Origin of the sequence: Bifidobacterium sp. H6bp9, assembly GCF_032193695.1 — a bacterium.
Taxonomy (GTDB): Bacteria; Actinomycetota; Actinomycetes; order Actinomycetales; family Bifidobacteriaceae; genus Bombiscardovia; species Bombiscardovia kimbladii.
Genome location: NZ_JASTZY010000008.1, coordinates 51,427 through 69,972, shown reverse-complemented (window position 1 = coordinate 69,972; position 18,546 = coordinate 51,427). Strand labels below are relative to the sequence as shown.

General features: G+C 56.9%; 16 protein-coding genes. 13 read left to right on the top strand and 3 right to left on the bottom strand.

Annotated elements, in window-relative coordinates; genetic code table 11:
* The first annotated feature begins 278 nt into the window (after window positions 1–278).
* From QRX40_RS08420 to ptsP, 8 genes are read left to right on the top strand one after another with little or no spacing between them, the layout of a single operon-like run.
* Window positions 279–1,781: a PRD domain-containing protein gene (locus QRX40_RS08420; protein ID WP_313837662.1), complete on the top strand. Its 1,503-nt coding sequence runs from the start codon at window positions 279–281 to the stop codon at window positions 1,779–1,781.
* On the top strand, window positions 1,778–2,278 hold the full coding sequence (locus QRX40_RS08415) for a PTS sugar transporter subunit IIA (RefSeq protein WP_313837660.1): 501 nt from the start codon (window positions 1,778–1,780) through the stop codon (window positions 2,276–2,278). Before QRX40_RS08420 ends, QRX40_RS08415 begins: the two co-directional genes overlap by 4 nt.
* A complete protein-coding gene (locus QRX40_RS08410; RefSeq protein WP_313837658.1) occupies window positions 2,278–2,742 on the top strand; it encodes a fructose PTS transporter subunit IIA in 465 nt (154 codons plus the stop codon). Before QRX40_RS08415 ends, QRX40_RS08410 begins: the two co-directional genes overlap by 1 nt.
* 39 nt (window positions 2,743–2,781) lie before the next feature.
* Window positions 2,782–3,093: a fructose PTS transporter subunit IIB gene (locus QRX40_RS08405; protein WP_313837656.1), complete on the top strand. Its 312-nt coding sequence runs from the start codon at window positions 2,782–2,784 to the stop codon at window positions 3,091–3,093.
* A 37-nt stretch (window positions 3,094–3,130) separates the two neighbouring features.
* Window positions 3,131–4,249 (top strand): PTS fructose transporter subunit IIC, encoded by a 1,119-nt coding sequence (locus tag QRX40_RS08400; protein ID WP_313837654.1) that lies wholly within the window; start codon window positions 3,131–3,133, stop codon window positions 4,247–4,249.
* Window positions 4,250–4,275: 26 nt separating this feature from the next.
* Window positions 4,276–5,025: a D-allulose 6-phosphate 3-epimerase gene (alsE, locus tag QRX40_RS08395; protein WP_313837653.1), complete on the top strand. Its 750-nt coding sequence runs from the start codon at window positions 4,276–4,278 to the stop codon at window positions 5,023–5,025.
* Between the two features lie 10 nt (window positions 5,026–5,035).
* Window positions 5,036–5,296, top strand: a complete 261-nt coding sequence (locus QRX40_RS08390) for an HPr family phosphocarrier protein (RefSeq protein WP_313837651.1) — start codon at window positions 5,036–5,038, stop codon at window positions 5,294–5,296.
* Entirely contained in the window at window positions 5,293–6,906 is a 1,614-nt protein-coding gene (gene ptsP / locus QRX40_RS08385; RefSeq protein ID WP_313837649.1) for a phosphoenolpyruvate--protein phosphotransferase, read from the top strand. Before QRX40_RS08390 ends, ptsP begins: the two co-directional genes overlap by 4 nt.
* Before the next feature lie 83 nt (window positions 6,907–6,989).
* Here ptsP and QRX40_RS08380 read toward each other — a convergent pair whose 3' ends face one another.
* Window positions 6,990–7,307: a hypothetical protein gene (locus QRX40_RS08380; protein ID WP_313837647.1), complete on the bottom strand. Its 318-nt coding sequence runs from the start codon at window positions 7,305–7,307 to the stop codon at window positions 6,990–6,992.
* 685 nt (window positions 7,308–7,992) lie between these two features.
* Between QRX40_RS08380 and QRX40_RS08375 the strand changes: the two genes are divergently transcribed.
* From QRX40_RS08375 to QRX40_RS08355, 5 genes are all read left to right on the top strand, one after another.
* Window positions 7,993–10,023: an alpha-galactosidase gene (locus QRX40_RS08375; RefSeq protein ID WP_313837645.1), complete on the top strand. Its 2,031-nt coding sequence runs from the start codon at window positions 7,993–7,995 to the stop codon at window positions 10,021–10,023.
* Window positions 10,024–10,114: 91 nt separating this feature from the next.
* Window positions 10,115–11,494 carry an ABC transporter substrate-binding protein gene (locus tag QRX40_RS08370; RefSeq protein WP_313837643.1) on the top strand — a complete coding sequence of 460 codons (1,380 nt, stop codon included), beginning with the start codon at window positions 10,115–10,117 and terminating at the stop codon, window positions 11,492–11,494.
* 189 nt (window positions 11,495–11,683) lie between these two features.
* Window positions 11,684–12,550, top strand: coding sequence for a sugar ABC transporter permease (locus tag QRX40_RS08365; protein WP_313837641.1), 867 nt, complete (start codon window positions 11,684–11,686; stop codon window positions 12,548–12,550).
* The gene (locus QRX40_RS08360; protein ID WP_313837639.1) at window positions 12,547–13,431 is read left to right on the top strand and encodes a carbohydrate ABC transporter permease; all 885 of its coding nucleotides are present in this window, start codon (window positions 12,547–12,549) and stop codon (window positions 13,429–13,431) included. Before QRX40_RS08365 ends, QRX40_RS08360 begins: the two co-directional genes overlap by 4 nt.
* A 137-nt stretch (window positions 13,432–13,568) precedes the next feature.
* The gene (locus tag QRX40_RS08355; protein ID WP_313837637.1) at window positions 13,569–14,675 is read left to right on the top strand and encodes a LacI family DNA-binding transcriptional regulator; all 1,107 of its coding nucleotides are present in this window, start codon (window positions 13,569–13,571) and stop codon (window positions 14,673–14,675) included.
* A 35-nt stretch (window positions 14,676–14,710) separates the two neighbouring features.
* Here the strand turns inward: QRX40_RS08355 and QRX40_RS08350 are convergent, their stop codons facing one another.
* Window positions 14,711–15,553 carry a formate/nitrite transporter family protein gene (locus tag QRX40_RS08350; protein WP_313837635.1) on the bottom strand — a complete coding sequence of 281 codons (843 nt, stop codon included), beginning with the start codon at window positions 15,551–15,553 and terminating at the stop codon, window positions 14,711–14,713.
* Window positions 15,554–15,674: 121 nt separating this feature from the next.
* The gene (locus QRX40_RS08345; protein ID WP_101431746.1) at window positions 15,675–18,512 is read right to left on the bottom strand and encodes an ABC transporter ATP-binding protein/permease; all 2,838 of its coding nucleotides are present in this window, start codon (window positions 18,510–18,512) and stop codon (window positions 15,675–15,677) included.
* Between the last annotated feature and the right edge of the window lie 34 nt (window positions 18,513–18,546).

Sequence of the window (18,546 nt, the reverse complement as noted above, 5' to 3'; positions counted from 1 at the left end):
CACGGCAATGGTACTGCACCCGGAAGAGTGTGGGAGAGTAGCACACCGCCGCCATAACACGTTGAATGGCCTCTGATGACATCAGTCATCAGAGGCCATTTCTTTTGCTCAAATCATCGATGACGACGCATCTCAGCAGCCTCTCAGACTCTTTTGGTCTTATAGGTTTCCTGACACTCAGTGCATAGTCCGCAGACAAGGGACAATGCTGAATACTACACACCGTTCGATGCCGAAAGTGGCCACATTACCCTAAACATAAAGGAGGTTCAAGGGCAATGGAGACCGGGTTCAAGAAGTCGTTGATCGGCTATCTGCTCAACAGGCGCGATTATGTGCGCGGTTCCGAATTGTCCGATGCACTCAAAGTCTCGACCAAAACGATTACCAGAGCGGTCCAGCAGATCAACGAGCAATATCGGCCCGTGACCATTATCGAATCCAAGAGAGGGCGCGGGTATCGGCTTAAAAACCCTGAGACGATGTCGTTCGGGGATTCAGGATTTGTAATCGGCCGGGCCAACGTCGATGTCAGTCGTCTGACATCTATAGAGCGGCGGGATGAGATCGTCAAGCGCCTGTTGTTTACGGCGCCACAGCGGTACAGAGTGACCGAGCTTTGGGGCAAATACTTCATCGGTGACTCTGCCGTGGCGACCGATCTTCGTTCCCTGAGGCTAATGCTGGGCCGCTTCCAGCTTTCCATCGAACATGTCAGCGGGTTCGTTTGGATCGACGGTGAGGAGGCAGACATCCGCCGGGCGATCAGCAGCTTGTTTGTCGATGAAGGCCAGCCTGGCAACCGACGGTTCATGCAGCCTGACCAGGACATTGAGCAGCGTGACGCGGCTTTTGTTGACAAACAGCTGGATCTGATTGAGGAACTGCTTCATACCGAAATCCCCTATCCATACCGGGTCAACATCTTCACCCATCTGTACATCCTCATCGAACGGTTCCGCAGCGTCGGTGCCCTCATGGAGGATAGAGCCGGCGAGCAACAGGCCAGTATTGCCGATGAAGGCTCCAAGGTCATGAGTGTCTGCCGAGCTGTCATAGCCGACGTGAACATGTATTTGGATGCGCAGCTGCCCGATGCTGAAGTTTACGATCTCTACCAATATTTGGCCTCCTCAAGGATCGAGGATGATCTTCCGGCCGCCAACGACATGCCTGGTCCGGTTCGGCGGGCCACGCGCTATTTGATCGACCAGGTTGCTCTGAACCCTCGTTACGCGCAAATCGATCAGTCCGAGCTCTTTGCCAGGCTCTCCAAGCATATGAAGCCCCTGCTTAACAGGCTGAAAAACGGCATCAGAGTCAACAACAACCTTCTTGAGCAGATCAGGCTGGAGTATCCAAATCTGTTTAGCACGGTGAAAGAGGCCACGCGCCAGCTGGAGGAGCACGAGCATCTCCCCATCATCGACGATGAGGAAATCGGCTTCATCACTGTGTATTTCGCTCAGGCTGTGGAAAATCTCAGCAGGCCCTTGAACATCCTGCTGGTCTGCACGACCGGGCTGGGCACGGCGCAGCTGCTGAAATCAAAGATTGAACGGCGGTTCTCCGATATGGACGTCATAGGGACCGTGGCTGCCCGAGATGTAGAGAAGGCCTTGGAGCGGTATCCGATGACTGATCTTGTGGTCTCTACAGTTGCCCTGTCCGAAGAGATGAAGCGGCCGACGCTGGTGGTCAGCGCCATGCTGACCATTGAGGATCAGGAGAGGCTGGAACGGATGGCCGACCATATCCATAACGGGGAGGTCGGACGATGAAAATCCTGATTGAGCAGGAGCCTTCTGGCGGCTTCGGAATCCAGGACTCAGCAATCTTGTCTCATCACACCGCCACTGCAGCAGCAATGCCTTCGCGCAAAAATCCAGTGCATGCCCTGTTCGTCTGTATATGCACTTATTTACAGTCCAAGGGCGTCATCAGGTCTGCCGATCTCCTGGTCAAGGACCTGCTTGCCCGTGAGGCGTCGGGCAGCACAGTCATTGCAGACCAGCTGGCCAATCCGCATGCGCAGGGACCTTTCGTTGATGAATGCCTGCTCCTCTACTTGAAGCTCTCACGACCCATGCCACAGTGGGACGGATCGCATGACGTATCCAGACTCTTGCTGATCCTTATCCCGCAGGACCCTTCGATGAAGGATCTACGGTACCTGCGTGATCTTTATCGGCGAATGGGTGACGAGAAGGTTTTGGGCCTGCTGGGAACAGGCTCGATCACGGATGTTCGACAGATATTGACGACAGAAGGGAAATGATGGTGGACGCAGCATCACTTGGCGCGGCGATCGATAAGAGCACCGTGGTGACAGGGTTCAAAGCGAAGACCAAGGACGAGGTCTTCACTGAGCTCACCCGCAGGCTTCATGACGCAGGCTACATCGATTCGCCGGAGGTCTTCATGAAAGCCCTGTACGAGCGTGAAGGCCAGGGTGCGACGGGCATCGGCGAGCATGTGGCCATCCCTCATGGCCGCAGCGACACTGTTCGCAGGAACGGCATCGCCATTGCCGTGCTGGACCATGAAATCCCCTGGGAATCCCTGGACGACACCGGAGCGAAAGTTGTGGTGCTGTTTGCCGTCGGTGCCGATGATGAGGGATCCAAGCAGCACCTGCAGCTGCTTTCGGAATTTGCTAGGAAGCTGGCCAAGGCCGATGTGGTGCACGATCTCCTTCAGGCCGAGAACACCGACCAGGTCGTGGCTGCTCTTACCAGATGATTTGTCACTTAACCGAATAACGACAAAGGAGAAGCAATCATGAAAATCGTAGGAGTGACTGCCTGCACCATTGGCATCGCACACACTTATCTGGCCCAGCAGAAGCTGGAGGATGCGGCCAAGACGGCCGGAGACGATATCAAGATCGAAACCCAGGGCACCATCGGCATCGAAAATGCCCTGACCGAGGAGGATATCAAGCAGGCAGACGTGGTCATTCTGGCCATTGACATCAAGATAGCCGATGAAGAGCGGTTCAAGGGCAAGAAGACCGTCAAGGTCTCCACCGAGACGGCGATCAAGTCTCCCAACAAACTGATCGCCAAACTGCACGAAATCGTCGGCAAGTAGTAACCATGCAATCAACCATGCGGACAAGGAAGTCATCATGAAACAATTTTGGAAGCAAGCCAATTTCAAGGGCCATCTGCTGACGGCCATCTCCTATATGATCCCCATCGTCTGCGGTGCGGGCTTCATTATCGCTATCGGCATGGCCTTCGGCGGCAAGGCCCAGGACACCTTGGTCATGGGGAAGTTCGACTTCTTCCAGGCCCTGGCCACCTTGGGCGGCAAAGCACTGGGGCTGCTCCCGGTCATAATTGCCACTGGTATCGCCTTCTCGATTGCGGGCAAGCCCGGGATCGCGCCCGGCTTCGTGACCGGCCTGGCGGCCGTAGCCATCAGCGCCGGCTTCATCGGCGGCATCATAGGCGGATATATCGGCGGCTGGCTGGCCTACGCGGTACTGCGCTACGTCAAAGTTCCCAGCTGGGCCAAGGGGCTTATGCCCACCTTGATCGTGCCTTTCCTTGCCTCCCTGGCCAGCGGGCTGATCATGGTCTACATCATCGGCACCCCGGTGGCCTGGTTCACCACCTGGCTGACCAACCTGCTGACAAGCATGAATGGGGCCTCAAACCTCATCTTCGGCGCCGTACTGGGAGCGTTGAGCATCGTCGACTTCGGCGGCCCCATCAACAAGACCGCCTTCGCCTTTGCGCTGACGCTGCAGGCCCAGGGCATCAACGGTCCTGTCACCGCCTTGCAGCTGACCAACACGGCTACCCCCATCGGCTTTGGCTTCGCCTATCTGGTCGCCAAGCTCCTGCGCAAGCGGATCTACACCCGTGAGGAGGTGGAGACCCTCAAGTCCGCAGTGCCCATGGGCGTTGTGAATATTGTCGAGGGATCAATCCCCATCGTCATGAACGATCTGGTGAGGGGAATCGTCGCCGCTGGTCTGGGCGGCATGTGCGAGGGCGCCATCCTGATGAGCCTTTCCAACGGCAAGGGTGCCACCGTGCCTTTCGGCGGCTTCCTGATGCTCCCCACCATGGGTGCCAAGTGGTGGGTGGGACTGTTGGCCATCGCCGCCAACGTCCTAGTGACCGGCGTTGTCTATGCGCTGATCAAGAAGTCAATTCCTGAAGACGCCGCCGAGCCTGCTGCAGCAGCAACAGACGACGAAGAGGACCTTGACCTGGACGATATCCAGGTCATCTAAACCAACAGAAGGACAATCATTCCACAATGACAGCAACAAGCACACCAACGTTGACCAAACGCCCGCGGCAAATCCAGCTGGCCCCCTCGCTGATGACCATGGATCTGGACCAGTTCAAGGAGCAGATCAGCTTCCTGAACGAGAGAGCCAACCTCTACCACATCGACATCATGGACGGCCATTTCGTGCCCAACATCACCCTGTCGCCTTGGTTTATCGAGCAGACGCGCAAGATCTCCGACCTGCCCATGTCGGCCCACCTTATGGTGACCGACGCCCCCTTCTGGGTCCAGCAGCTGATCGATATCAAGTGCGAGATGATCTGCATGCCAGCAGAGGTGTCCAACGGGGTTGCCTTCCGATTGATCGATCAGATCCACGATGCGGGCCTTAAGGCGGGTATGGTGCTCAATCCGGAGACGCCGGTTGAAACCATCCTTCCCTACATCGATCTGCTGGACAATGTCACCATCATGACCATCGATCCGGGCTTCGCCGGCCAGCGTTTCCTGTCGGTCTGCCTGGACAAGATCGTCCATCTGCGCAAGCTGCGCGATGAGCACGGCTATGGCTATCAGATCGAGATGGACGGATCCACCAATCTGGCTCACTGGAAGCTGATCTCAGATGCCGATCCTGACATCTATGTGATTGGCCGTTCCGGGCTATTCGGACTGACCGACAGGATCGAGGATTCCTGGGACCAGATGGTTCACGAGTATGAACAGTCCACTGGATACCGGTTCGACAACGGCCGTTACATCAGCAAGGACTGAGGAGGCAGCTATGGCAAGCGCATTCACCGTCACTATTTCCGACCCTGAGGGCATGCATGCAAGACCTGCAGGCAGGCTTGTCGAGCAGGCGCAGAAGTATCAGTCCGCCATCACCCTCGACGACAAGGGCAACAAGGCGGATGCCAAACGCATCTTCGCGGTCATGGGCCTGGGAGCCAAGCAGGGCGACACGATCACTGTGAACGTGGATGGCCCGGACCAAGACAAGGCCGTCGAGGAGCTGCAGAGCTTCTTCAAGGAGAATCTATGAGGGAGCTGAGAGGCACCGGCGTCTCGGCAGGCATTGCCATAGGGCCCGTTAAGGTCCTGGAAGAGGCCAGGCAGGCGGTGCGGCGCACCGTTGATGATCCTCGTGCCGAGATCGATCGCTTCCGCCAGGCCCAGCAGGTCTCTATGGACCAGCTGGCCAAGCTCAGGGAGGATACCGCTGCTAGGCTCGGCGAGGACAAGGCCGAGCTATTCGACACCCACCGGCTCATGCTCAAAGACCCGGACTATGTGGAAGGGGTCGAAGGGCTGATCCAATCGGACAAGGTCAACGCCGAGTACGCGGTGGATGCCACCGCACAGAGATTCGCCGCCATGTTCGCTGGCATGGACTCCCCTTATATGCAGGCGCGGGCTGCCGATGTGCAGGATGTTTCCCGGCGTCTGATCGACAACCTTGGCTCGGGTGCACAGGCGGGCCAGGATGGTCGGCCGGCCATCGTCATGGCCTCCGACCTGGCTCCCAGCCAGACAGCTCAGATGGATCCCACACAAGTGCTGGGCTTCGCCACCAGCCAGGGATCGGCCAATTCCCATACGGCTATATTGGCCAGGACCATGGGGCTGCCTGCCGTCATCGGTCTTGGTCAGGATCCCAGACCGGAGGACCAGGGCCTGACAGCCATCGTGGATGGCAGCCAGGGCCTGGTGCTGATCGATCCGGACCAGAAGACCCTTGAGTCCTATAAAATCCGCCAGCGGGAGTTCCGGGAACGTGTGCAGCTGCTCCAAGAACTCAAGGGCAAGCCCACCAAAACCAAGGAAGGCCAGGAGGTTCATCTCTATGCCAATATCGGCAGGCCTTCGGACTTGGATGCGGTCGAAGCCAACGATGCTGAAGGGATCGGACTCTTCCGCAGCGAGTTCCTCTACCTGGAGAGCGAGGACTTCCCCACCGAGGAGTCGCAATTCCAGGCCTACAAAGAGGTCGCCCAGAGAATGGGCGGCAAGCCGGTCATCATCCGGACTTTGGATATCGGGGCTGACAAGCAGGTCGGCTACTTCGGTCTGGAGCATGAGGCCAATCCCGCCTTGGGATACCGGGCCATCCGTATCTGCCTGACCAGGCCGGAGGTCTTCAAGGTGCAGCTCAGGGCCATCCTGCGAGCATCAGCCTTTGGGAACATCTCCATCATGCTGCCCATGATCACCTCCACCAAAGAGGTTGATCAGGCCAGGGCCATCATCGACCAGGTCATGGAAGAGCTCCGTGGCAGGGGCGAGGACTTCAAGGAGGACATCCAGGTGGGCATCATGGTCGAAACTCCGGCCTCGGTTGTCATGGCGCCGGAGTTGGCCCGGAAGGTGGACTTCTTCTCCATCGGAACCAATGACCTGACCCAGTACACTTTGGCCTGCGACCGTCAGAACCCCAACCTGGGACAGTTCGCTGACCCTCATTCGCCTGCCGTTCTACGCATGATTCGCATGGCCGTTGATGCCGCCCACCAGGCTGGCATCTGGTGCGGGATCTGCGGCGAGCTGGGTGCCGACAGGGATCTTACGGCCACCTTCCTGGATTACGGCCTGGACGAGCTTTCGGTATCGCCCGCGAGCGTGTTGCCGGTCAGAGAGGCCATTCGCGCTCGCTGAAGCCTTCCTGGTTCTCTTGCTGCTGGATCATGGTCCAGCAGCAAGAGAACCCCGGCCCGGGCGGTGGTGGGATTGGATAAAGGTCAGAAGAGACCGTTGCCGTTGCGGGACTGCACACCTTCCGCATTGTGTTCGATGATGTCCCAGTGCTCAGCCAGCTGGCCGTCCTTGTTGACATGGTCGTTTTTCAGCGTGCAATTGAAGCGGACATAGACCATGATGATCTTGATTTGAGGGCCTAGGGCCAGGAACCCCGCCCTCCCGTCGGCGCAGGTTGGGTTGTGCTGAAAGTAGTCGTCTCGCATGAACCTGTCGATATTGCTAATATCTCCCCGGCTGAAGACTTGGTCGCAGAACTCCTGTACCAGGGACTTGTTGGCTGCCGTTTCAGCCTCGCTCATCATGGACCACCGCTTTCCGCCTGTTCATAGGCTCTCGGGTTGCTTCATGGTAGGTAGTATCCGATCAGTCTCGTAGGCGCGTCCACTGCCATGATGTCTAGTGCCTGGTGGAAAGAGAGCCAAGACGCGCTGATCAGCTACGTTGCTGGGTGTGGCCAATGATGAAAGTCGCCGCCTAAGTGCCCGTCCGGCATTGCTCTGATTCCAGCAGAAATTGGTGTGAGGATCTCCAAGCGCTCATTCTCCCAGTGCTTCTAAAGTCTAGAGAAAAGGCCGGTTGGTCTATTGGGTGATTGGATTACGGAGAGAAAGACCAGACACTGATCTCAGTTACGACTTGCGCTGGGAACGGTACCAGTTATACTAGGAGAAGCTAGTTCATAAAGCAATGTAGCTGTAAGGAGATTCCATGCAGAGCGAGGATAGTTCTGAGGTCTTCGAATTGGTAACGATACCAAAAGGGGATTCAACTATATCTTCACCCTTACGGTGGGGGAACGATTGTATACAACTGGAGTTCGAGGTCGGAAATGACCAACCTGTTGCTCTAGTCTCCATGACCTTTAGCCCGTGCCATGAGGCATATTCATCCATACCACAATCAGTCGGGTCGTCGTCCAGCCGTGTGCCTGCTGACCCCGCCGAGCCGAAGACACAACGCATTACTTTTATGGGTCGGTTGCCCATGGTGCAGATAGAAGCCTCTGGCCGCGGTACGGGTCATACGATTTGTGGTCGTAGGCTTATTGAGACATCCCTTGGTCAGGCCCTGCGATTCGCATCTTGGAAAACGTGGCATACGAATGGAGTCAGCAACCTGGAAATACGCCAGGAGAGCCAAGAGCACGGGATTGAATGCAGCCAGTTGTTCCAGGTAGCTGACGGTGACCTGATGTTCAAGGTGACGACAAGTATTAAAAACACCTTGGAAGACGACCTGGTCCTCGAATCTCTCCCCACCTATTGCCAGCTCTTCGGACAGACGAATGGTCTTGACGAGACTAAGGATAGGCTGGCGGGTTGGCAGCTGGCTGAGTGTCGGAATGACTGGCTTGGTGAGGGACGTTGGTCCTGGAGGCCACTGCGTGAAATATGTCCCCTCCTCGAGAACGATATGGTGGGTCGAACGCCTCAAGGTGCATACTCCTGTATATCGGAGGGAACCTTCTCCACGGGACAAGCCCTACCGATGAGTGTGTTGGCTTCGCCGAAGCAGGGTATCACCTGGCTCTTTCAGATCGAGCACAACGGACCATGGCGCTGGGAGGTGGGCGAAGGCGAAAAAAGCGAGGGTTACTTTGCACTCAGCGGGCCTACTTATAAAAATCATAATTGGTCTGTAGTGCTTCACAAGGAAGAGCAATTCACCTCTGTACCTGTTTCGGTGACTCCTGCCAGCAACTTTGATCAGGCCCTTGAATCTGTTGCGAACTATAGACGGCACTGGCATCTTGCGATGGACAAGTTGAAGACTCCAGAGATCATATTCAACGATTATATGAATACCCTCAATGGCGACCCGAGCACAGACCGCTTGCTGCCTTTGATCAAGGCAGCCGGCAGCATGGGTGCTGAAGTATTCTGCATCGATGCCGGCTGGTATGACGACACCGGCGATTGGTGGCCATCAGTCGGTGAGTGGAAGCCATCTACGACCCGATTTCCTGGAGGCCTGGGTGAGGTCATGGATGCCATTAAACGCGAACACATGATACCAGGTTTGTGGCTTGAACCAGAGGTCGTGGGAGTCAAAAGTCCTTTGGCCAAGAAGCTGCCGGATTCTGCCTTCTTCCAGCACGCAGGGCATCGTGTAGTGGAACAGAATAGATATCTACTCGATTTTAGAAACCCTCAGACCATAAGGCACATGAACGAAGTGATCGATAGGCTCGTTGGCGATTTCGGAGTCGGTTATTTTAAATTCGACTACAACGTCATGCCTGGTCCAGGCACCACATATCGCGCGGATAGCCCTGGTGAGGGTCTTCTCGGCCACAACCGGGCCTATCGGGAATGGATTAAGGGGCTGTATCGTCGCCATCCTAACCTGATCCTCGAAAACTGCTCGTCCGGAGGCATGCGGACTGATTTCGCCCAGTCTTCCGTATTTCATCTTCTTTCTACATCGGATCAGCAGGACTTCGGCCGGTATGCGAGCATAAGTGCCACAGCGCCCATGGCCATGCTTCCCGAGCAGGCTGGCAATTGGGCGTATCCGGCTGCCGATATGGATGACGAGAGCTTTTGCTTTGCTCTGACCAACACCCTACTGGGGCACTTCTTCTTGTCGGGGTACCTGAATCGGTTCTCCGAGCATCAATTGAAGATGGTCCGAGATGCGATCGATGTCTATCGTCGCATCATTGGCGGCCGGGTAGCTACGGGTGTGCCGTTCTGGCCATTGGGACTGCCTGGTTGGTATGACGACAAGCTTGCGCTTGGCATCAGAAGCGCACGCGACCAAGGAGCAGATGGGGTCAGAGACGGTGTTCTGATTACCGTTTGGGCCAGGTGCACATCGGATGGTCATCTCGATCTGCCGCTGCCTATGTTCACAAACAGGGATTGCAGGGTGCAGGTTCTCTATCCGTGTTTTGCGGACCGGGATGGCAAGTCGGATTCTTGGCGTTATATCTGGCACAAAGAAAGGGGGAGTCTAGAAGTTCATATGCCCGAAGAGGGGTATACGGCCAGGACCCTCTTAATCAGGGAGTGATTGGCCGTCAGTCTGAAAAGACGTGAGTGATGTAATGAAAGTCCCTGCCATCCTGCCATCTGCGGGTGGCAGGAGCGGAAAGGGATAAACAATGAAGTTGATCCATTGGAAGGTCGATTCTTCACGAAAGACCGTTCGAGCTTTGGCTGGTCTGGTGATTGCCGCAGGTTTGTGCATGGGCACTTTAGCCGGATGCGGCAATCCTGCTGCCAGCAGTGACGACACTGATACCAAGGCATCTGGCTACTGGCCCGAGGCGAGTGCCAAGTTGGACGGCGTGACCTTGAAGTTCTGGAGCTCGCCCCAGGCCAACAAGATTCCGGTTCAGGTGATCAAGGATTTCCAAAAAGCTACGGGTGCCAAGGTTGATCTGGTTACCATTCCGGAAGTCTATGAAAATAACGCACAGACCAAAATCACGACCGGTGATACTCCCGACCTGGCTTTTTGGCAACCGACCAGGTCCATGCTGACCGGTTTGGTTGCTCAGGGCAAGCTGCAGAAACTCGACAATGCTCCCTTTGAGAAGAACTACAAGAAGGGTATAGACGACGAGGCAGGGCTCTACAAAAACAGCAGATACGCGATTATGGTGAGCGCCCCTTCGACTATGGGCGTCTATTACAACAAGGATGTCTTCAAGGCCGCAGGGCTTGATGCGGTACCCAAGAACTGGAATGAGTTCGTGGCGGCTGCCCAGAAAATCAAAGATGCCAATGTCCCTGGCGTGGATTCGCCCCTCTTTGAAATGGGTGGTTCCCAATGGGGCACGCAGTGGGCTGTCCAGGTCCAATTAGCCGAAGCGGCACAAGGGGGCCTTTGGGACCGTGTGAACCAGGGCAAGGATAAATTCACCGGCAAGGACATTATGGAAGCCATCACCAATTATCAGGACCTCTTCAAGAAGGGGCTCTACAATGCTGATGCCGGCTCGGCCAAGGACACCGCCCAGGAGAAGGCCCTGTGGGACGGAAAGACCGGGATGATCTTCGGCAATGCCAGTCAATTCCTGGCCATCTCCGCCTTGGCTGGCAACGACAAGAGCGCTCTGGACAAGAAGATCGGGTACTTCCCCGTGTCGAAAGATGGCAACTATACCACCATCATTCCTGATGGTTCCAATGGGGTCGTGGCCTTCAAGAGCGGGGACAGCAAGCGCGAGGCAGCATCCAGACAGTTCCTCAATTTCTGGATGACCGATGGCTACAAGGCTTTTATCAAGCAGCAGAACATCATTTCGGTGCTGAAGAACGTCGATTCGCCGAACACTGTGCCCCAAGCCAGCCTGGATGCGGCACAATCCATTCAGCACAGCGTCGGTTCCATGCAGCTCCAAGCCTTGGCTAACCCTGATCTTTATGTCAACCTGGCCAGCATGGTCAATGGGACCATGACGCCGGAACAGGTTGCCCAGACCACACAGGATCAGTTCGCACAGGTAGCCAAGGCCCAGGGAGTGAAGGGCTTCTAAGGAAAGCAGCGGCCGGGGGATAGGTAATTCCTCCGGCCGTTCTTCCTGGATTCATACGTATGAATTGGACAATCACATCGGAAGAAAGGACCTTTTATGTCTGATGCGTTCGCTGCGGGTCCTGCTGCAAAAGGCCGGAAACGCTTGGGTAGGAACCGATCTATTGGTTCCAATAGCGAAACCGCGGTTATGAAAAAGAATTACCCGCTTCGGTTCCTGGTCCCAGCAGGGGCTGTCCTGCTGGTTTTCTTCTTCGTTCCTACGGTTCTAAACTTCATCTATGCCTTTACTGATTGGTCTGCCTTCAAGACGACCATTTCCTTCAACGGCTTCGACAACTTCATGAGCCTCTTCAAAAACGGGATACTGCTCCGGGATTTGCGGACCACACTAGTTTTCGCACTCTGCGTCGCCTTTTTCCAGAATACGTTCGGTCTGATTCTGGCTGTTTTTCTTGAAAAGGACACGACTGAAAACCGTATCGCCCGGGTGCTCTTCTTCATTCCCGTGCTCATGTCTGCTCTCGCCGTGGGATATGTCTGGCAGGCCGTTCTTCAAGCTAATGGCGCCTTGGATCAGATACTGAGCTTCTTTGCCGGGAGGACTATTAGCACAGCCTGGCTGGGAAGCACCACCTGGTCAATCGTCATAGTGTCCGCAATCCAGGGTTGGAAATGGGCTGGCCTGGCCATGCTCATTTACCTGTCCGGACTCAAAACCATCGATGAAGATGTCCTTGAGGCAGCCGAAATCGACGGAGCCAATTCCTGGCAGATTTTCTGGAAGATCAAATTCCCGCTCCTGGCCCCGGCCGTGACCTTCAATGTGGCCACCTCCCTTCTTGGCTCAATGAACGGGTTTGACACCGTGCAGGCTACAACAGCAGGTGGCCCCGGCGGCTCCACTGAGATCCTCAACCTCTTCGTCTGGAGAACCTTCGGCCAGGGTCTGTATTCACAGTCGACGATGATGAGCCTCCTGCTCTTTATTGTCGTGATGATTATTGCCATTCCTTTGATTTGGTACCTTCGCAGAAGAGAGGCCAAGATACTATGAGCAATGCGAGTTTTGAACCCGTCGCCACCAACTCTGGCGTGCATGCTGCCGGACACAAAGGAGCTCTGGGCAAGAGGGTGCTTCACACCGTTCTCCTGGTCTTTTTGGTTGTAGTCTGCCTAGGGGTGCCTTTCTACCTGCTGGTCATAACGGCGGGCAAGGATCAGGCTGAGGCCCTAAGACTGTCTCTGGCGTTGCCAACCAAGTGGCATCTCTTCGAAAACTTCGGCATTGTCCTTTCTCAGGGCAAGATGATTCCGGCATTCTTCGGTTCTCTCCTGGTGACGCTTCCCTCTGTGGTGGTGGCCCTGATCTTCGGTTCCATGGCTTCATGGATTTTGGCTCGACGAGCCACCAAGGCCATGGCTCTGGTATATGCCTTATGCATATCTGGACTGATTCTGCCGCCGGCCGTGGTTACGGTCATGCTGCTTTTGAAGATGATTGGTCTGGCGGGAACCGCCATCGGCATGATTTGCGTCTATGTGGGGATCTACCTTTCGACGGTCATCTTCTTCGTCACCGGGTTCATTCGCACCATCCCGATCTCCTTAGAGGAAGCTGCTCGAATCGACGGAGCCAAGCCTATGAGGGTCTTCTTTACCATCGTTCTGCCCCTCCTAGGGCCCACAATGGCTTCGGCGACCATCCTGCTCATTCTGTATATATGGAATGATGTCTTCTATGCCCTCTTTATCCTCTCGGGCAAGATGGACACCCTCCCGCTGAACCTCTACAACGTGGCTAATGCTGGACTCTATCTGAATAATTGGCATTACATCTTTGCTTATATTATTCTGATGAGCCTGCCCTTGCTGATTATCTTCGCCGTGGCGCAGAAGAAGATCATCTCAGGGATAACTGGCGGGGCAGTGAAGTGAAGTAGCTCGATCTATGTAAGGACCATACCTTCCTATTGTGACACAATCAGATAGGGTGATTGATGGTTTTGCGTCGGCCGCCTGGCAGCCTGTAATAGGCTTGCCGGGCGTCTGCGTGTTTGAAAGGATGGTTGCAGATGGCTGCGGGGAAAAGACGGGCTCCATCCATCAAGGATGTGGCAAGAAAGGCCGGTGTTTCCGTTTCCACGGTTTCCCGGTATCTCAATGGTGGCCGCAACCTGAGCGACGGCAAACGTAAGGTCATAGCCGAAGCTGTCAAGGACTTGAATTACCGACCCAATACCATTGCTAGAGCCTTGGTATCCAATGAATTTCAGTCCATCGCGGTTATCGCCACGGATATATCCCTATACGGATCCATGCAGCTGGTGCAGGGGATTGAACTGGCTGCACGCCGACGGCATTATCTGGTCACAGTGACCCTGGTCGGCAATGGTCATGAGAAAGTCAAGGAGACTGTAGACCAGCTCATCCAGAACAGGCCGGTTGGATGCATCATTCTGGACGTGGAGCGTTCCAGCCTCCTGCACTCTTTCGCTGGATACATTGCACAATCGCTCCCCACCGTAATCGTGGATGAAGCTGATCTGGCTTCGGGGAGCCTGCTGATAGGTGCCTATGAAGGCGGATACCAGATCACCAAGTACCTGCTGAGATTGGGGCATAAAACCGTTTTCCATGTATCCATTCCCGAAAACGGCAATAAATATACGCGATCCCTGGGTTGGCGGCGTGCTCTGGAGGAAGCGGGGGCTCCTATCGAGGAACCTTTGCCCTGCACCTGGGATTTCCGGAAGGCGGAGCAGATTGGACGCTACCTGTGCTCCTTCCCGGAGATTACAGCAATTTTCGCCGGCAACGATGAGGTGGCCGCAGGTGTCATACGAGGCATTCTTCTCGAGGGCAAGAAGGTTCCCGAAGACGTCAGCGTTGCCGGCTTCGATGGCAACCCCATCGGTGAAGTGACCGTCCCAAGCATTACGACTTGGCGGCAGAACTTCCAGGGAATAGGAGCCAAGGCTGTTGAGCGCTTGGCTCATTGGCCCGACAGTGATGACCAGCCGGAGACCAAGGGGGTTGACGGGACCCACAAGGCGAGTGAAGAGGAGGAGCTAGACCTTGATCAGCTGCAACAGAGCCGCGCGATGGGGGATGAGCAGATCTCGTCGCGACTGATCATTCGGGAGTCCACGGCTCCACCACAGTCAGGACACGGCCGGTGAAAATCGGCTGTAGCAACTGTATGTGGCAGTTTCGATCAGGCCTTGAACCGGCGCTCATCGTTCATGGTGGCGAAGTTCAGACCGATCAGGATGCCGCCGCCTATGTAGTTGCCCAGCATGGCCACTAGGACCACCAGGATCGCCTTCCAGGCGTTGATCCGCCCGAAGACGCCCAGGATGAGGAAGAGAGCCGAATCGGCTATCGAGTGCTCGAATCCGCAGAAGGCGAAGACGAAGACGGCCACGACCATGATGATGCACTTGGTGAAGTCGTTGGAAAGCTTGCCGTTGTAGACCATGAGCATGGCGATGTTGATGCAGAAGTTGCACAGGATGCCGCGCACGAACAGGTCAGCGAAGCCCATGGGACCGCCGGAGACGTAGCCGGTCTTGGTCGCAGCGGCCGCCAGCATCTGGTCCAGGGTGGGGCCGCTGACGATGGATGAGAAGCGCAGGATGACGGCCACGATCAGGGCTCCGGCCAGATTGCCCAGAAGGCAGAGGACCAGGATCCGCAGGGAGGCCAGCCAGCCCAGGCGCTTGTGATAGGCGCCTATGGTGACCACCATCATGTTGGAGGTCAGCAGTTCGGAGTTGGTGTAGTAGATCAGGACCAGGGCCCAGCCGAAGGTGGTCGCCGCCAGAACCCGGCCTGCCAGGATCAGGCCGTGGTCTGCGGGGTTCTGGCCGGCCTGGCCCATGATGACGAAGTAGGCCGTGAAGAAGATACCCACAAAGAGGCCGGCCATGGTGGCTCGTTGCATGTACTTGCCGGTCAGGGCGCCGCTCATGGTCTTCTTGCTCTCGACCACGTCCAGGACGGTGCTGATGAAGGCCCGCCCGGGGAAGAGGGGCTGCCGTTTCTGTTGATCTGTCATCTGATTGGATTGCTCATTCACGGGGTTCATTATGGCATTCCCGAGTAAAAAGGGACCGTCCCCAAGGCCCGACTGTGCGGGAATTCACTTCTTTGCCAGTGTCACCCAGTGTCGCTCGGCCTCACTCGGTGCGCAGGGCGGTGGCGGGATCCTGCTTGGCTGCCTTCCGTGAGGGGATCAGGCCGCCGATCAGGGTCAGGACCACGCTCAGGATGACCAGGGCCACGCCGCCCGATGCAGGCAGGGCCGCGTTCACCTCGGTGGTCCCCATGAAGTGGTGCATGATGCTGTTGGCCGGAATGATCAGCAGCAGGGTGATGCCCACTCCCAGCAGACCTGCCAGAAGTCCGATGAGGCCGGTCTCGGCGTTGAAGACGTTGGAGACGTTCCGCTTGGAGGCGCCCATGGCGCGCAGGATGCCGATCTCCTTGGTCCGCTCCAGAACCGATATGTAGGTGATGATGCCGATCATGATGGAGGAGACCACCAGCGAGACCCCGACGAAGGCTATCAGCACGTAGGTGATGACGTTGATGATGGTGGTGACTGAATTCATCATCAGGCCCACGTAGTCGGTATAGACGATCCTGTTCTTCTCCGCGGCCTTGTCGTTGTAGTGCTTGATGGAGTCGCCCACGGAATTCTTGTTCTCGAAGCTGTCCGTGTAGATGCTGATGCGGGAGGGGGCGTCCCGGGAGATCAGGCCGAAGTCGCTCAGGTTGTCGGCGTAGGTGCCGGTGGAGACATACTGGTTGTAGATGGCGACCAGGGCGTCCTGCGGGGCGGTGGCGATGTACTGGTCGAAGGCCTGGGCCGTCTGCTGTTCGGCAGAGGCCCCCGTGGGGATCCCCGCAGAACCTTGGGCTCTCGCAGCGGCTCCGGCCCGGCCCTGACCCAGACCTTGGGCATCCTGGCCGGCCATGGCTGCCGAGCCCTTCATGATCTCCTGGGCCATGCTGGCCTTCTGGCTGACGCCCAGAGATGCGATATAGGCCTTGGCGTCGTTGGCCTTGGCAGCATCGTCGGCAGGGGCGAAGGCCATCCCGTTGAGGACGCTGTGGCCCTGGTCAGCCTCCTGGTCGGTGACGATGGGGCTGGTCTTGGCCTGGTCAATCAGGTAGTCGGTCAGCTGGCGGGTATACCCGACGCCGACCTTGAGTGGCGTGGCCTTGGCCCCCTGGTTGGGGCGGACGATGCCGACGATGTGCAGCTGCAGGCCCTGGTCGGCGGCCTTGGTCATCTGGTCGGTGTTGTCGCCGATGTAGTGGTAGTGGCCGTCGGTCCCCTTGGCATACTGGTCAGCAGCGGGCACCAGGGAGAGTTTCTGGTCCATGGCCTTGGCGTATTCGATGGGCTTGGTGTCTACCTTGACCTCCTGGCCGCTGTTGAGCTTGTTCATCATGTCGGTGTACTGGCTGGAGGGGAGGATGCCCAGCTTGTAGAGGCTAGTGACGGGCATCTGGTTGTTCTTGTCCAGCACCAGGACCACCTGATCCTTGGCCTTGGGCCAGGTGCCGTTCACCACCTGGTAGTTGTCGGTCACCACCTTGCTGATGGTGGTCTTGGCATCGGCCCCCGGCATGATCTCGCCGAAGATCTCCGGGGCCTTGTTCTTCTCGGTCTTGCCGGTCAGGTAGGACATCTGCATGGACTGGATATCGCCCATGTCGCTGTCGGTGTTGGCTGTGGCCATCTGGCTGGCGGTGGAGCTGGCATCGTCCTGCCCGCCCATGGTCACCTTATCCGCAGAGACCAGCTTGCCGTCCGGATCGTGCCCGAAGACCGAGAACTTGGTGGCGTAGGAGTATTGGATGCCCACGGACCCCACGTATTGGTGGATTTCACTCTTGGGATTATCCAAGTATTTTTTGAAGTCTGTCAGGTTGTTCTGGGTGATGCTGCTGGTCAGGCTGGAGGCCCCCTTGACGCTGGAGTCGTCCGGCTGAATGGCCTTGAGATCCTTGTGGGCCTTGGCCTCCTTCTGGGTTTCCTGGGCGGAGTCCACTATTTTGTTCAGGTCGAAGGACTGCTCCTGAATGGTGATGGGGTAGGAGGTCATGGTCTCCCGCTGTATTCTGTCGATGTAGCGGTTGACCCCGGTGGACACCGACAGGATCAGGGCGATGCCGATGATGCCGATGGACCCAGCGAAGGATGTCAGGGCTGTCCGGGCCTTTTTGGTCCGAAGATTGTTGAAGCTCAGCGACAGGGAGGTCAGCAGCCCCATGGAGGCCTTGCCGAAGGTGCGGTGGCGGGCCCGGCGGATGGGCACCTGGTCGTCGGGCAGGGGGTCGGAGTCGCTGATGACCGAACCGTCGTGCAGCTCCACGATCCTGGTGGCGTACTGGTGGGCCAGCTCGGGGTTGTGGGTGACCATGACCACCAGCCGGTCCTGGGCCACCTCCTTGAGCAGGTCCATGATCTGGATGGAGGTCTCCGAGTCCAGGGCTCCGGTGGGCTCGTCGGCCAGGAGGATGCGAGGGTTGTTGACCAGGGCCCTGGCGATGGCCACCCGCTGCATCTGCCCGCCCGAGAGCTGGTTGGGCCGCTTGTTCACGTGCTGGCCCAGTCCCACCTGCTCCAGGGCCTGCCTGGCCCGTTCGCGCCGCTCCTGCCGGTGCACGCCCGAGATGGTCAGAGCCAGCTCCACGTTGGACAGGATGCTCTGGTGGGGGATCAGGTTGTAGCTCTGGAAGACGAATCCCACGGTGTGGTTGCGATAGGAGTCCCAGTCCCTGTCCTTGTATTTCTTTGTGGAGGTGCCGTTGATGATCAGGTCGCCCTGGTCATAGCGGTCCAGCCCGCCGATGATGTTGAGCAGGGTGGTCTTGCCGGAGCCGGAGGGGCCCAGGATGGCCACAAACTCGTTGTCGCGCAGGTTGACGCTGACATCGTTCAAGGCCTGCTGGACGAAGTCCCCCGTTTTGTACTGTTTGGAGATGTGTTCGATCTGCAGCACCGTCGTCCTCCGCTTTCTGGATTCTCAATGGCTT